Here is a 13,640-nt window from a genome sequence, read left to right as displayed (position 1 = left end):
GGGAGGGATCGTCGTCGTGAAGTGCGGCGGTGCGGTGCCCGCCGAGACGGTGTGCGCGGACCTCGCCGGGCTCGCGGGCCGGGCCGTCCTCGTGCACGGCGGCGCCGCCGACGTCGACCGGCTCGCCGCGGACCTCGGCGTGCCCGCCCGCACCCTCGTCTCGCCGAGCGGCGTGACCAGCCGCCACACCGATCCGGCCATGCTGGAGGTGCTCACGCTGGCGCTCGCCGGGCGGGTCAAGCCGCGGCTGCTGCGCGCCCTGGCCGCGAGCGGCGTCCCGGCCGTCGGAGTGACGGGGCTGGACGGCGGGCTGCTGCGGGCGCGGCGCAAGCCCGCGCAGCGCACCGTGCGCGACGGCCGCACCGTCATCGTCCGGGACGACCACAGCGGGCGGCTCACCGGTGTCCGGCCGCGGTTGCTGAACGTGCTGGTCGGCGCGGGCTTCGTGCCCGTGGTGTCGCCGCCCGCGCTGGGCGAGGACGGCGCGCCGGTGAACGTGGACGCCGACCGGGTCGCGGCGGCGGTCGCGGGCGCGCTGCGCGCCGAGCGGCTGGTCCTGCTGACGGCGGCGCCGGGCGTGCTGCGCGACCCGTCCGACGAGGGCTCCCTGCTCGACCGCTGCCCGCTCCCGCGCGAGGGCCCCGTCCCCCACGCGGCGAGCGGCGGCATGCACCGCAAGCTCATCGCCTCCCGCGAGGCCCTGCTCGCGGGCGTCCCCCGGGTGTCGATCGGCGACGGGCGGATCCCCCGCCCGGTCACCGCGGCCCTGGACGGCGCCGGCACGACACTGGAGATCACATGAGCGGCCCCGTCGACCTGCTGCACGCGATGCTGTCGATCCCCTCCCCGTCCGGCCGGGAGGACGAGCTGGCGCGGTACCTGGAGAAGGTCATGAACGACCTCGGCATGGCCGCGGGACGCGACGAGGCCGGCAACGTGATCGGCGACATCGGCACCGGCCGGGGGCCCGTGGTGATGCTGCTCAGCCACCTCGACACCGTCGACCGGCCGCTGCCCGCGCGGCGCGAGGGCGGCCGGCTCGTGGGCCGGGGCGCCGCGGACGCCAAGGGGCCGCTCGCCGCGATGATCAGCGCGGCGGCGGCCCGGCCCTCGTTCCCCGGCACCCTGCGGGTCGTGGGCGCGGTGGAGGAGGAACGGCTGTCGCGGGGCGGCGAGCACCTGGCGCGCACCGTCCCCGCGCCGGACGCGCTGCTGGTCGGGGAGCCGAGCGGCTGGTCGCGGGTCGTGCTCGGCTACAAGGGCAAGATCGACATCGGGTACCGGGTGGCCCGCGCCGCGACGCACTCCACCAACCCCGCCGCCAAGGCCACCGAGGTCGCGGTGGCGTTCTGGCACGACCTGCTGGAGGCGCTCGGCCCCGAGCGGGACCACGGCGCGTTCGGGCTGCCCGCCGCCACCCTGCGCGGCGTCCACGGCGACCTCACCGAGGCGCGGCTCGACGTCGACTGCCGCGTCCCGCCCGGGTACGACGCGGAGGCCCTGGCCGAGCGGCTGCGCGCCCGCGCGAACGGCGGCGAGGTCACGGTCGTCCGGCACGTCCCGGCGGTCCGGCGCGGGCGGACCGACCCGGTGGTGCGGGCGGTGTCGGCGGCCATCCGGCGGCACGGCGGGACGCCCAGGCCCACCCTCAAGACGGGCACGTCCGACATGAACACCGTCGCCCCCCACTGGGACGTGCCCATGGCGACGTACGGGCCGGGCGACAGCTCGCTGGACCACTCCGACGAGGAGCACATCGAGATCGCCGAGTTCCTGAAGGGCGTGGACGTGCTCACCACCGCCCTCGACGAGCTGGCCGCCACCCTCTGACCCGGGGCCGGGATCGGCCCGGTCAGTCGGGGGCCGGGCTCGCGACGGGGCGGGGAGCCCGGTGGCGCGCCAGGTAGGCGCGGTGGTCCCAGTCGTCCAGGAAGCGGGCCGCGGCCTCGCGGCCCGCCGCGTAGAGACGGTCGCGGGTCGCCGCGTCGAGGTCGAAGTCGGTCGCGAGGACACCGTCGGTGCGGGCGAACATGGTGCGGTCCACGATGGCCGGCTCGTCCATCTGCACCCGGTCGTGCGCCTCCGCCATCGTCGAGACGAGCGCGCGCCCGTAGCCGACCGGGCCGCGGACGGCGCGCCACTGCGGGAAGACGCCCCCGGGAAGCGGGCGGGCCGACAGCTTCACTCCGAACGTCGGCCAGCGGGGCTCGCGGTCCTCCCGGTCGAAGATGGTGATCGGATAGTTGGAGAGCATCCCGCCGTCCACCTGGACGCAGGCGCGGCCGTCCTTGCGGCAGACGCGGCACGGCCGGAAGAACACCGGAATGGACGCCGAGGCGCGCACCGCGTCCGCGACGGGCTGCTCGTCGGGATCCAGGCCGTACCGTTCGTAGTCCCATGGCAGGCGGACCATTCGCCCGCTGCTGACGTCGGAGACCACGACGACGAGTTTGTAGGCGCGCTCCGGCGGGAGCGCCGAATCGGGATCGCGCAGTCTCAACTGACCGAACGTCTCGACCCCGCATTCCTTCAGGCGCGCCGAGATCCACCGGTGCAGGGCGTCGCCCTTGTGCAGCCCGAGGGTGGTGAGCAGAGACAGGCCCCGTACGACGGCGAAGCGCGAGCCGTCCTGGAACGACCGGTAGTCGAGTTTCCGCATGAGCTCGACCATCTCCGGGACCGGCATCCCGGCCGCCAGCAGGGCTCCGACGATGGCGCCGGCGGACGTCCCCGCGACGCGGGCCGGCGCGCCGAGCCGGTAACCCCGCGCCTGCGTCTCGGCGATCGCGCCGACCAGCGCGATGCCCTTCACGCCGCCGCCCTCCAGCACGAGGTCGGCGCGCGGCACTGCCGCATCTCCCATCGATCTCCCTTCCGCCGCGGAGCCCGCCGGACGCCGCGGTCCACTGTTCCGGGGCAGCGGAAAACGACTGGCATGTGAATGGATTCCGTTCCGCCCCTCTCTGGGAAGATGCCCTATCGATCATTATTTCAATGGTCCGTCCGGCGTTTTTCGCCACGCATTTTCCTCGATCGAGAAAAACGACCTTCGGTCGAACGGAATCGATCAGCAGATGGCATCGAGACCGACTCTCCCGCCAGCACAGTCCGAAAACTTTCGACGGACGATCTCGGACCGGATCACCAGCCAGCCTCACTGACCTGTGAAAACAAGGAAAGCCCGTTGACGCCCGAGTTTCCTGGGGTTAGTTTCCCCTCGACTGCCGAAAAGATGTCGAAACTTTTCGGTGGTTCTCGTCCCCCACCCCAAGGAGGAGACCATGAGGAGAGCACTTCTCGCGCTGCTCGGCGCGAGCGCACTGCTCCTGGCGGCGCTGGTCGCCGTCGCGCTCCCCGCGTCGGCCGCCCCGGGCACCCTCAAGGAGGCCGCCGCGGCGAAAGGCCGGGTCTTCGGCGCCGCCGCGGCCCAGTCCCACCTGGGCGAGTCGGCGTACGCCTCCACGCTCGACCGCGAGTTCAACCAGCTCACGCCCGAGAACGAGATGAAGTGGGACACCACCGAGCCGTCGAGGAACTCGTTCGGCTTCGGCGCCGCCGACCAGCTCGTCGGCCACGCCCAGGCGCAGGGCATGAAGATCCGCGGGCACACCCTGGTGTGGCACAACCAGCTGCCGGGCTGGGTCGGCGCCATCTCCTCCCGCGACGACCTGCTGAGCGCCATGCGGAACCACATCGCCAAGGAGGCCGGCCACTTCGCGGGCGAGATCGCCTACTGGGACGTGGTCAACGAGGCGTTCCAGGACGGTTCCGGCGCGCGGCGCGACTCGGTGTTCCAGCGCGTCATCGGCGACGGCTACATCGAGGAGGCGTTCCGGGCGGCGCGCGCGGCCGACCCCGGCGCCAAGCTCTGCTACAACGACTACAACATCGACGGCCAGAACGCGAAGAGCAATGCCGTCTACGCCATGGTCAAGGACTTCAGGGCGCGCGGCGTCCCGATCGACTGCGTGGGCCTGCAGGCGCACCTGACGCTGGGGGGCGTCCCGTCCGACATGCAGGCCAACATGCAGCGCTTCGCCGACCTGGGCGTGGACGTCCACATCACCGAACTGGACATCCGCATGTCCACGCCCGCCGACGCCTCCAAGCTCGCCACCCAGGCCAACGACTACAAGAAGGTCGTCTCCGCGTGCCTCGCCGTGCCGCGCTGCACCGTCATCACCGTCTGGGGCATCACCGACAAGTACTCGTGGATTCCCGACGTCTTCCCCGGTGAGGGGGCAGCACTGCTGTTCGACGGGAACTACGGCAAGAAGCCCGCTTACAACGCGTCCCTCGAAGCCCTCGGCGGCACGGACCCAGGCGGCCCGGGCGATCCGGGCACCGTCACCTGCGCCTACACCCGCACCGCGCAGTGGGACACGGGCTTCAACGGCCAGGTGACCATCACGGCGGGCGCCGGCGCGGTCAGCTCGTGGACGGCCGTCCTGACGATGGGCTCGGGGCAGCAGATCAGCGGCCTGTGGAACGGGACCCCGAGCACGAGCGGCAACGTCGTCACGGTGAAACCGGTGAGCTGGAACGCGAACCTCGCTCCGGGCGCGTCCGCCTCCTTCGGGTTCACCGTCAACGCCCCGGGAGGGAACCAGGCGGCCCCGTCCGTCACCTGCGGCAGTCCCTGACGCCCGCTCCGCGAGACCGCCGTCCGGCACGGCGTCGGCTCCCATGCCGCCGTGCCGGACGGCCCCCGGGCGGGCGCCTCCGCCCCCCTCCGGACGATACGAAAGCCGTTATCATCCTCACCGATAGGGCGCTCGAATAACTGCTGCAAATACCTCAACTCCCAATCTTTCCGGCGTTCGAATGCGAGAAAAGCCGTGCGGGGGTTGCCGCATCCGGCCAGGATGCGGGCATGACCTTCCCGCTGATGCCCGGGTACGACCACATCAACGTGGTGGCCCGGCTGGATCCGGTCGCGGACGTCCGAGACCGGGAACTCGGTGAGCGGATCCGGCGGTACCCCAAGCTCTTTCCCGCAGGATCCCCCGAATTCGGCCATGCGGTGCAATTTGGGAAAGAATGGCGGATCGGGTCGCTGGGCGCGGACGGCCCGGCCACCGCCCGCTACAACCTCGCGATCGACCTCCGCACCGCCGCCGCGCAGGAGACCGACCCCCCGACCGCCCGCGCGATGCTCGCGGCGGCCGCGCGCCTCGACCCCGAGGAGGGCGAGCAGCTCGCCAAGGACGAGTGGGAGATCGGCGACCGCCGCTACCGGGTCATCCGGGTGGAGAAGTTCATCCTGCTCGGTGACCGCGTGATGGAGCCGCCCCGGTCCACCGACGCCGACCTCTCCGCCGACGCCCTGCTGCGCGACCACCTGCTCGACCCGCCCGCGCCGTGCGGCCAGTGGGAGGCGCAACTCCGGCTGAACCTCGTCGGGCGGCTCCCGGTGCCCGGCACCGTCTCGGAGATGGTCCGCACGGAGGCGCGGCACGCGGTCCGCACCCACCCCGGGGTCGTGCTGCTCCCTCCCACCTTCATCGCGGTGGAGGTCGACGGCGAGGCCTGGGCCCCGCTCACCGGCGGCGACGACCCCGAGGAGGCCCGCGACCGGCTGGCGCGCCACTTCACCGACCTGATGCCGAGGCTCCGCGAGTTCCAGGGCGACTCCCCGTCGGACGCCGAACTCGCCGAGTGGACAGCGATCGCCGACGGCATCCGCGCGACGCCGGGCCACAGGTTCAACGTCCGGGGCCGCGAGTTCCGCACGGTCCGCGTCTGCCGCATGCTCCGCCTGGGCCGCGACGGCCCCGAGGCCCCCCGCCCCTCCGACCAGGACCGCTACGGCCTCCCCACCTTCGGCTGACCCCGCCGGTGGGCGTCGCGTGATCTTCCCCGGGTGTCACCCTCCGCATCCTTTGCCTTTCACCCGGCGCGAGTCATGATCAAAAGCAGAGAAGCCAGGTGGAGAGGTGGGCGGATGGCTGGTAGGTGGGTGGTCGTGGGGGCGGCGGCGGTCGTGGTGGTCGGGGTCGGGTGGGGTCCGGCGCGGGCGGACGCGCCGGCCGGTGACGGGGCCGGGTCGGGGGAGCGCGCCGACGCGGCAGGGGCGCGGGCCCGCGTCTCGGCCGAGGTCGGGGACGTGCGGTTCACCTCCTCCGAGAGGCTCGCGTCCGGGGCGACGTTGCGGGGGTTCGAGACGTCCGGGGCAGGCGGGGCGGTCGCCGGGAATCTGGTGGACGTCGACCTGCGGCAGGCCGGGGTCGGGCTCCTGCGGCCGCCCGTGGTCGCCGCAAGGCGCACGGTGTCGGCGATGGCGGACGCGCAGAACGCCGTGGCCGGGGTGAACGGCGACTTCTTCAACATCAGCGAGACCCATGCCGGGGTGGCGCCCACGGGGTCGTCGTCCGGGCCCGAGGTGGACGGCGGCCGTCCGCTCAAGGGCGCCGTGCCCGACGGGCAGCGCTTCGGGCCCTCGCTGCCGCCCGGCACGTCCGCCGAGGACGTCATCGGCGTCGGCGTCGACCGGCGCGGGCACGTGGGGCGCCTTCGCCTGGCCGGGAGTGTCCGCTCCGGCAGGACGTCCATCGCCCTGCGCGGCCTCAACCAGTACGCGCTCCCGGTCGGCGGCGTCGGGGCCTTCGGTCCCGAATGGGGGGATGTGTCGCGGCAGCGCGCGGTGTGCGGGACGGACAAGGTGCGCAACGACCCGTGCAGCACGGACACCGCCGAGGTGACCGTGCGGCGGGGCGTCGTGACGGGGGTCTCCGGCACGGTGGGCGGCGGCGCGATCCCGTCCGGCACGACCGTGCTCGTCGGCCGGGAGAAGGGCGCCGGTGCGCTGCGCCGCCTCAAGCCCGGCGACCGGGTGCGGGTCTCCTACCGCTTCACCGGGCCGGTCCGCTTCCGGTTCGCCGTGGGCGGGTTCCCGATCCTGCGCGACGGCAGGCCGCTGGACGGCCTGAGCGCCACCGGCCCGGCGCCGCGCACGGCGGCCGGGGTGAGCCGCGACGGCCGGCACTTCTACCTCGTGGTGGTGGACGGCAGGTCCGAGCGCAGCGGCGGCCTGACCGTCGCCGAACTGGCGTCCCTGCTCGACAAGGCCGGCGCCGACGACGCCGTGAACCTCGACGGCGGCGGCTCCTCGGCGCTCGTCGCCCGGTCCCCCGGCGAGCCCGCGGTGACCGTCCGCAACACCCCGTCGGACGGCTCAGAACGCGCGGTCGCCAACGGCATCGGCGTCTTCACACCAGACCGCCCGCACCGCCCTCGCCCGGGTGGCGCGCGTTAACGGGGCTAGGAGGACTTCTTGTCCTGTTGGCGCTTGTCGCGGACGTAGATGATGTTCGCCTTGCCGTCGCCGGGGCTGCGGCGGTCCAGGACGAACAGCGTCGTCGCGGCGATCAGCTCGTTGAGCTTGGCGTAGCCGTAGTTGCGGGAGTCGAACTCGGGGCGCTGCTTGGTGATGATGTGGCCGACGGACGCCAGGGCGGCCCACCCGTCCTCGTCGGAGGCCGCCTCGACGGCGTTGCGGAGAAGGTTGACGAGGGCGGCGTCCTTCTTCAGCTTGGCGGCCGGTGTCGGGGGCGCCGGCTTGAGCGTCGCGGCGGCCGGGGTGGTGGCGTCCTGGTCGTACAGGAGGTTCTCGATGTAGATGAACTTGTCGCACGCCGCCACGAAGGGCTTGGGCGTCTTGCGCTCACCGAAGCCGTACACGGTCAGGCCGGACTCGCGGATGCGCGCGGCCAGGCGGGTGAAGTCGCTGTCGCTGGAGACGAGGCAGAACCCGTCGAAGCGGTCGGAGTACAGCAGGTCCATCGCGTCGATGACCATCGCCGCGTCGGTCGCGTTCTTGCCCTTGGTGTAGGCGAACTGCTGGACCGGCTGGATCGACTGGTCGAGCAGCCGCTCCTTCCAGCCCCGCAGGCTGGTGCCCGTCCAGTCGCCGTAAGCCCGCTTGACATGCGCGGTCCCGTACTTCGCGACCTCGGCCAGCAGGGCCTCGACGATCGCGGCCTGCGCGTTGTCGGCATCGATCAGTACCGCCAGCCTGGCAGTGTTCTCGCTGACCATACGCACCTCCCGAACGCCACCGAGCCGCTCGACCGAGCGGCGTGGCCAGTACATCAGAGGTCGTGCATGCCCTGCCGGATGCCCGGCATGGGCCAGCGGGTCGCCGGAAGCGCCGACCGCAACAGGATCGCGGGCTCCGCATTCGGCGCGGATCTGGAACCACTGGCTGGGCGGCGCCGGGCGTAGTGCCGGTGTCGCGGTGGCGGCCGGAGCCGTCCCCGTTCGATGAGCCGCCGGAGGTGGACGCCTTCTGCGGCGTCGCCCGCGTCAGCGGCTGAAGGCGAGGAGGGCGTAGCCCTTGTCGTTGGGGTAGGGCGTGAACATGTCGCCGGTCAGGACGTAGACCATGCCGTGCGAGACCACGGCGCCGCCTCCGCCGGCCAGGGAGCCGCCGCGGGCGGTGCCGCCGTCGACGGTCGGGAAGTCGGCGATGGTGTCGAAGCTCCAGAGGACCTCGCCGGTGCGGGACGAGTAGGCGCGCATCTTGCCGTCCATGCCGCCCTCCCAGACGAGGCCGGGGGTGGTCGTCACGGCGGGCGGGTGGCCGAGGCGGCACACCTTCGGGTACTGGGCCGCGCCGCCGGTGGTGCAGCCGTCCGCCGGGTTCGGCGTCTTCCAGGCGACGTGGCCGTTGGACGGGTCGAGCGCGAACAGCGTGCCCGGGTTCGCCATGTAGGTGGCGACGTAGAGGCGGTGGCCGTCGTAGCTCGCGCCCCACTGGATCCCGCTCAGGCCGCCGCCCGGCATCGGCGTGGACAGCTGGCGCTGCCAGACGATCTCCCCCGTGCGGGCGTCCAGGACGTGGTAGACGCCGACCTTCTGGCCGATGCCGATGAGGCGGCGCCCGTGCACGGTGAACAGGCTGGGCGCGGCGCCGAGGTCGAAGTCCAGGGCGGTGCCGTCGGGGAGGTTGGGGCAGTACTGCTGGTCTTCGGGGGACGGGCTGCTGCACTCGCGGCGCCAGGTGTCGACGTCGGTCATCTTGCGGGTCCAGCGCGGTCTCCCCGTCCTGGCGTCCAGGGCGAGGACGGAGTCGAAGTGCCCTCCGCTGCCGCTGTAGTTCTGGCCGGTGCCGACGTAGAGGGTGCCCGTGGCGGAGTCGATGGACGGGCTGCTCCACACGCCCGCGCCGGACGGCGTGTAGCGCGGCACCCCGTTCGGCCAGGTGCCGTCCTGGCGCGGCTCCGGGACGGTGTAGAAGCGCCAGTCGAGCTCGCCCGTGTCGGTGTCCAGGGCGTCGACGTGGCCGCGGAACGTGCAGCAGGGGTGCTCCTTGCCCATGAGGTTCTCGCCGCTGGACACCCCGACATAGACACGGCCCCGGTAGACGATGGGGGAACTGGTGACGGTGGCGCTGACGTGGTCGTCGATCCGTTTCGCCCAGTCGAGCTTGCCGGTGTCCTGGTCCAGGGCGTACATGTAGCCGCGCGTGTCTCCGAAGAACACCCGGCCGTGGGAGACGGCCGCGCCGTCGCGGACCTGAGCGAAACCCGTCCCGACGGTGCCGAGGTCGAACTCCCACTTGGCCGCGCCCGTGCGGGCGTCGCGGGCGCGGAAGCGTCCGTCCGGGCCGCCGAAATAGACGGTGCGGCCCACGACGGCGGGCTGGCTGTGGGGGGCGCCCGCCTGCTTCGGGAAACCGAAGGCCCATCTGAGCTTGAGTCCGCCGACGTTCGCGGGCGTGATGCCGCGTTCGGCCGGGTTGTACCGGGTGCCGTTCAGGTTCTGCTGCCAGGTCGGCCAGTCGCCGGGCAGGGGGCGTCCGGACGCGGCCGGTCCGGGGGCGACGGACGCGCTGACGGCCAGGCACGCGGCGGCGGTGAGGGCCGCCGCCCGTCTGCTGTGACGCATGGGATCTCCTTCACTGGGTTCTGGTTCCAGGGAGGGCGCCCCGGACGAGCCGGTCGCGGAGGGCGCCGGCGTTGCGGCGGCTGACGGTCAGCCGCGCGTCGCCGAGCCGGAGCGTGCACCGCCCCGACTCGACGACCATCTCCTCGACGTGGGCGAGGGCGACCAGATGCGACCGGTGGATGCGGACGAATCCGGCGTCCCGCCACGCCTCCTCCAGCGCGGCCAGCGAGACCCGGACGAGGTGACTGCCCGTGCCCGTGTAGAGGCGGGCGTAGTCGCCGTGGGCCTCGGCGTACCGGACGTCCGACCGCCGGATGAACCGGACCGCGCGCCCCACCCCGACCGGGATCACCTCGTCGGCGGCCTCCCGCCGCCCGCCGGCGTCGACCACGAGGACGACCACTGTGGCGTGCATGCGCACATGGAAACCGCGGGGCCGATCGATGATCAAGGGCGGGGTGGGACATCTGTCACGTCCGGCACAGGTCGTGGCACCGGGCGTCAAGGCGCTCAGCCTCCGAAGGGGGCGTGCCGGTTCCAGAAGCCGCAGTGGTGCTGCTCCGCGATCTCGTGGGTGACCTGGCTGTCCCCGGCCGGGACGAGCGAGAGGACGGCCGGGTCCCGGGGCGTGAAGCGCGGCCAGAAGGGCGTCCCGTCCACGGTGGGGTTCCCGGTGCGGGCGAACCCCGTCCACTGGGCGGTGAGCTGCGCGCCGAACGCCTTCTGGTTCGCGGTCGGCTCGGCGCCGCCGGGGAACGGCGACAGGAACGGGCTCTCGCTCACGTGGTAGGAGCCGTTCGGCTTCGTCGGGTCGAGGAAGAACATGGGCGGGGCGTCGGCGTTGTCGGTCTGGTAGGCGAAGACCGGGATGTGCCTGGCCAGCCGCTCGTCGTTGAGGAGCGCGGGGCACACGGAGTTGGAGTCGGCGACGATCGTCCGGTACGCGATGAACGCGGACGGCGCCGGGAAGCGCTCCAGCGGGTACAGCTTCAGGACGCGGCTCGCGAGCGGCCCGTACTGCTGCCGGACGTACTCCCGGTACTTCTCGGGGGTGTCGGCGGACGGGAGCTGGACCTCGTCCCGGTCGACGCCGTGCATCAGCGTGACCTTGTTGACCCTCCCCTCGGCGAACGCCCGGGCGGGCGACATCGGGAGGATCTCGCCGTCCACGACCGGGCCCTGCGTCCCGGCGTCCGGTCCGATGCCGTTGCCGGCCTGCTTGAGCAGCTTGTCGACGGGCAGGGCGCGCAGGCAGGCGGCGTCCTCGCAGCCGAGCGCGGCGGCGAACCGCTCACCGGCCTTCCGGGCCTCGTCCTCGCCCGGCAGCTCGGCCTTGCAGTCCTGCGGCTGCCACTGGACGTCCACGCCGAGCAGCGAGTTGTACTCGCCGCTCTGCGCGATGCCCTTCTGGAACAGGCCCTTCGCGGCCGGGGACGCGGTGTTGGCGCAGACGCTCGACCCTCCGGCGGACGCGCCGTAGATCGTCACGTTGCGGGGGTCGCCGCCGAAGCGCGCGATGTTGCGCCGGACCCATCCCAGCGCGGCCTGCTGGTCCCGCAGCGCGTAGTTGCCCGCGTGGGCGCCGAACCCCTCGTGCGCCATGAACCCGAAGATCCCGAGCCGGTAGTGCACCCCGACGTTGATGACGCCGCCCTCCCTGACGAGGTGCGTCCCGTCGGACGGCGACCCGAGCCGGAACCCGCCGCCGTGCAGCTCCACCATCACCGGCAGCGGCCGGCCGCCGGTCCTCTCAGGGGCGGTGATGTCCAGCGTGAGGCAGTCCTCGCTGGTCGAGCCGGGTCCGAGGCCGGGCGGCTGCGGGCACGCGCTCCCGCGCCGGGTCGCCTCCAGGGTGGACGTCCAACCCGCGGGCGGCGCGGTCGGCGCCCACCGCAGGTTCCCCACGGGGGGCGCCGCGTAGGGGACGCCGAGCCAGGAGCGGACGCCGTCCCCCGCCGTCCCGCACACCGGGCCCTTGTCGGTCCGCACGGTCGTCCCCTCCGCGCAGGCCGGGGCCTCTCCGGCGCGCGGCCCGTCCTGCGCCCGGGCGGGCGCCGAGGCCGCGAACGCCACGGCCGCCGCTCCCGCCGACGCCGCCGAGGCGACCGCGAGAAGCCATCTTCTGGACTGCATGTCTGACCGTCCTCACCGCGTGGGTCTCCTGCCGGACGGCCCGAACGTAAGGCGGCCCGGGAGCCCCACGACAGGACATCCCCGGCAGATGCGGGAGAGCGGCGGCGCCGACGCGCCGAACGGCCTCCCCTCACCGCCGAGCGGCGGCTTCCGAGGGGGTTTCCCGGCCGCCGGGGATCTCACTGGGCGGGAGGGGGCGGCGGGGGCGGCGAGGGGCGGATACTCTACCAAACAGTTGTTAGAAAGAGGGTCGCATGGATCTTGAGTTCGGGGCGGCGGACGAGGAGTTCCGCGGCGAGGTGCGGGCGTGGCTGCGCGAGCACGTCCCGGCGCGGCCCCTCCCGTCGCTGGAGACCGGGGAGGGCTTCGCCGCGCACCGCGAGTGGGAGCGGACGCTCGGCGCGGCGCGGCTGGGCGTGGTGTCGTGGCCGGAGGAGTACGGCGGGCGCGGCGCGTCGGTGCTCCAGTGGCTGGTCTTCGAGGAGGAGTACTACGCGGCGGGCGCGCCGGGGCGGGTCAGCCAGAACGGCATCAACCTGCTGGCGCCGACGCTGCTCAAGCACGGGACGCCCGAGCAGCTCGCGCGGATCCTGCCGCCGATGGCGGCGGGCGAGGTGATCTGGGCGCAGGCGTGGTCGGAGCCGGGCGCGGGCAGCGACCTGGCGGCCCTGCGGGCGACGGCGACCCGGACCGACGGCGGCTGGCTGCTGGACGGGCAGAAGACGTGGAGCTCCCGGGCGGCGTTCGCCGACCGGGGATTCGGCCTGTTCCGGTCGGACCCCGAGGCGTCCGGAGATGAGCGGAGCGAACCGGGGGGTGCGGGGGGTCGTCCCCCCGCAGTGAGTAGACACAAGGGGCTCACCTACCTGATGTTCCCGCTGGACGCGGAGGGCGTGACGGTCCGCCCGATCGGGCGCCTGGACGGCAAGCCCGCGTTCGCCGAGCTGTTCCTCGACAGGGTCTTCGTCCCCGACGAGGACGTCATCGGCGAGCCCGGGGACGGCTGGCGGGTCGCGATGGCCACCGCCGGCAACGAGCGCGGCCTCACGCTGCGCAGCCCCGGCCGGTTCACCGCGGCGGCCGAGCGGCTCGTCGAGCTGTGGAAGGAGCGCGCGGACGCCTCCGGCGACGCGCTGCGGGACCGGGTCGCGGACGTGTGGATCAGGGCGCGGGCCTACCGGCTCAAGGGCTTCGAGACGGTCTCGCGGGACGACGACGCCGGCGCGGAGTCGAGCCTGAACAAGGTGTTCTGGTCGGAGCTGGACGTGGCGCTGCACGAGACCGCGCTCGACCTGCTCGGCCCGGACGGCGAGCTGGAGTCGGAGTGGCTGGAGAACTACGTGTTCTCGCTGGCCGGCCCCATCTACGCGGGCACGAACGAGATCCAGCGCAACGTGATCGCCGAGCGGCTGCTCGGCCTGCCGAGGGGGTCCCGGTGAAGTTCGTTCTCTCCGCCGAACAGCGGATGTTCGGCGAGACGCTGCGCAAGCTGCTGGGCGCGGCCGGAACCGCCGACGCGGCCCGCGCCTGGGCCGCGGGGGACACCGGGCCGGGGCGCGCGCTGTGGTCGGCGGTCGCCGAGACCGGGGCGTTCGCGGTGGCCGTCCCGGAGGAGGCGG

The 13,640-nt window shown here is 73.3% G+C and carries 12 protein-coding genes; 7 read left to right on the top strand and 5 right to left on the bottom strand.

The annotated features are described in order from the left end of the window. Positions 1-16 precede the first annotated feature (16 nt). Positions 17-802, top strand: a complete 786-nt coding sequence (locus ABWI04_RS31620) for a [LysW]-aminoadipate kinase (RefSeq protein ID WP_345179378.1) — start codon at positions 17-19, stop codon at positions 800-802. Next, entirely contained in the window at positions 799-1,830 is a 1,032-nt protein-coding gene (locus ABWI04_RS31615) for a M20/M25/M40 family metallo-hydrolase (RefSeq protein ID WP_353834706.1), read from the top strand. Before ABWI04_RS31620 ends, ABWI04_RS31615 begins: the two co-directional genes overlap by 4 nt. 22 nt (positions 1,831-1,852) lie before the next feature. Here ABWI04_RS31615 and ABWI04_RS31610 read toward each other — a convergent pair whose 3' ends face one another. Further along, positions 1,853-2,863 (bottom strand): patatin-like phospholipase family protein, encoded by a 1,011-nt coding sequence (locus tag ABWI04_RS31610; RefSeq protein WP_353834705.1) that lies wholly within the window; start codon positions 2,861-2,863, stop codon positions 1,853-1,855. 418 nt (positions 2,864-3,281) lie between these two features. Between ABWI04_RS31610 and ABWI04_RS31605 the strand changes: the two genes are divergently transcribed. The 3 genes from ABWI04_RS31605 to ABWI04_RS31595 all read left to right on the top strand — a co-directional run bounded on the left by ABWI04_RS31605 (position 3,282) and on the right by ABWI04_RS31595 (position 7,255). Next, positions 3,282-4,643, top strand: a complete 1,362-nt coding sequence (locus ABWI04_RS31605; protein ID WP_353834704.1) for a glycoside hydrolase family 10 protein — start codon at positions 3,282-3,284, stop codon at positions 4,641-4,643. 230 nt (positions 4,644-4,873) lie between these two features. Further along, positions 4,874-5,830: a DUF5954 family protein gene (locus ABWI04_RS31600; RefSeq protein WP_353834703.1), complete on the top strand. Its 957-nt coding sequence runs from the start codon at positions 4,874-4,876 to the stop codon at positions 5,828-5,830. Between the two features lie 114 nt (positions 5,831-5,944). After that, complete coding sequence (locus ABWI04_RS31595; RefSeq protein WP_353834702.1) at positions 5,945-7,255, top strand: phosphodiester glycosidase family protein; 1,311 nt, start codon at positions 5,945-5,947, stop codon at positions 7,253-7,255. A 5-nt stretch (positions 7,256-7,260) separates the two neighbouring features. Here the strand turns inward: ABWI04_RS31595 and ABWI04_RS31590 are convergent, their stop codons facing one another. From ABWI04_RS31590 to ABWI04_RS31575, 4 genes are all read right to left on the bottom strand, one after another. After that, entirely contained in the window at positions 7,261-8,037 is a 777-nt protein-coding gene (locus ABWI04_RS31590; RefSeq protein WP_353834701.1) for an NYN domain-containing protein, read from the bottom strand. A gap of 267 nt (positions 8,038-8,304) precedes the next feature. Beyond that, positions 8,305-9,888, bottom strand: a complete 1,584-nt coding sequence (locus tag ABWI04_RS31585) for an outer membrane protein assembly factor BamB family protein (protein ID WP_353834700.1) — start codon at positions 9,886-9,888, stop codon at positions 8,305-8,307. 10 nt (positions 9,889-9,898) lie between these two features. Then, the gene (locus ABWI04_RS31580; RefSeq protein WP_353834699.1) at positions 9,899-10,303 is read right to left on the bottom strand and encodes a LytR/AlgR family response regulator transcription factor; all 405 of its coding nucleotides are present in this window, start codon (positions 10,301-10,303) and stop codon (positions 9,899-9,901) included. Between the two features lie 95 nt (positions 10,304-10,398). Further along, positions 10,399-12,021, bottom strand: coding sequence for a carboxylesterase/lipase family protein (locus ABWI04_RS31575; protein ID WP_353834698.1), 1,623 nt, complete (start codon positions 12,019-12,021; stop codon positions 10,399-10,401). Positions 12,022-12,275: 254 nt separating this feature from the next. Here ABWI04_RS31575 and ABWI04_RS31570 point away from each other — a divergent pair, with 254 nt between their 5' ends. Then, complete coding sequence (locus ABWI04_RS31570) at positions 12,276-13,460, top strand: acyl-CoA dehydrogenase family protein (protein ID WP_345179348.1); 1,185 nt, start codon at positions 12,276-12,278, stop codon at positions 13,458-13,460. Beyond that, on the top strand, positions 13,457-13,640 hold a 184-nt coding region (locus ABWI04_RS31565; protein ID WP_353834697.1), incomplete at its 3' end, for an acyl-CoA dehydrogenase family protein. The genes ABWI04_RS31570 and ABWI04_RS31565, both read left to right, overlap by 4 nt.

The sequence above is a fragment of the Actinomadura sp. NPDC000929 genome, from assembly GCF_040492065.1.
GTDB classification, from domain to species: domain Bacteria; phylum Actinomycetota; class Actinomycetes; order Streptosporangiales; family Streptosporangiaceae; genus Spirillospora; species Spirillospora verrucosospora.
The sequence above is the reverse complement of the archived record's forward strand: the minus strand, read 5'-3'. Positions and strand labels throughout refer to the sequence as shown.

Excerpts from the sequence above, each read along its gene's own strand:
- ABWI04_RS31615 (WP_353834706.1), top strand. The coding sequence starts at position 799 with ATGAGCGGCCCCGTCGACCTGCTGCACGCGATGCTGTCGATCCCCTCC.
- ABWI04_RS31610 (WP_353834705.1), bottom strand. The coding sequence starts at position 2,863 with ATGGGAGATGCGGCAGTGCCGCGCGCCGACCTCGTGCTGGAGGGCGGC.
- ABWI04_RS31605 (WP_353834704.1), top strand. The coding sequence starts at position 3,282 with ATGAGGAGAGCACTTCTCGCGCTGCTCGGCGCGAGCGCACTGCTCCTG.
- ABWI04_RS31600 (WP_353834703.1), top strand. The coding sequence starts at position 4,874 with ATGACCTTCCCGCTGATGCCCGGGTACGACCACATCAACGTGGTGGCC.
- ABWI04_RS31595 (WP_353834702.1), top strand. The coding sequence starts at position 5,945 with ATGGCTGGTAGGTGGGTGGTCGTGGGGGCGGCGGCGGTCGTGGTGGTC.
- ABWI04_RS31590 (WP_353834701.1), bottom strand. The coding sequence starts at position 8,037 with ATGGTCAGCGAGAACACTGCCAGGCTGGCGGTACTGATCGATGCCGAC.
- ABWI04_RS31585 (WP_353834700.1), bottom strand. The coding sequence starts at position 9,888 with ATGCGTCACAGCAGACGGGCGGCGGCCCTCACCGCCGCCGCGTGCCTG.
- ABWI04_RS31580 (WP_353834699.1), bottom strand. The coding sequence starts at position 10,303 with ATGCACGCCACAGTGGTCGTCCTCGTGGTCGACGCCGGCGGGCGGCGG.
- ABWI04_RS31575 (WP_353834698.1), bottom strand. The coding sequence starts at position 12,021 with ATGCAGTCCAGAAGATGGCTTCTCGCGGTCGCCTCGGCGGCGTCGGCG.
- ABWI04_RS31570 (WP_345179348.1), top strand. The coding sequence starts at position 12,276 with ATGGATCTTGAGTTCGGGGCGGCGGACGAGGAGTTCCGCGGCGAGGTG.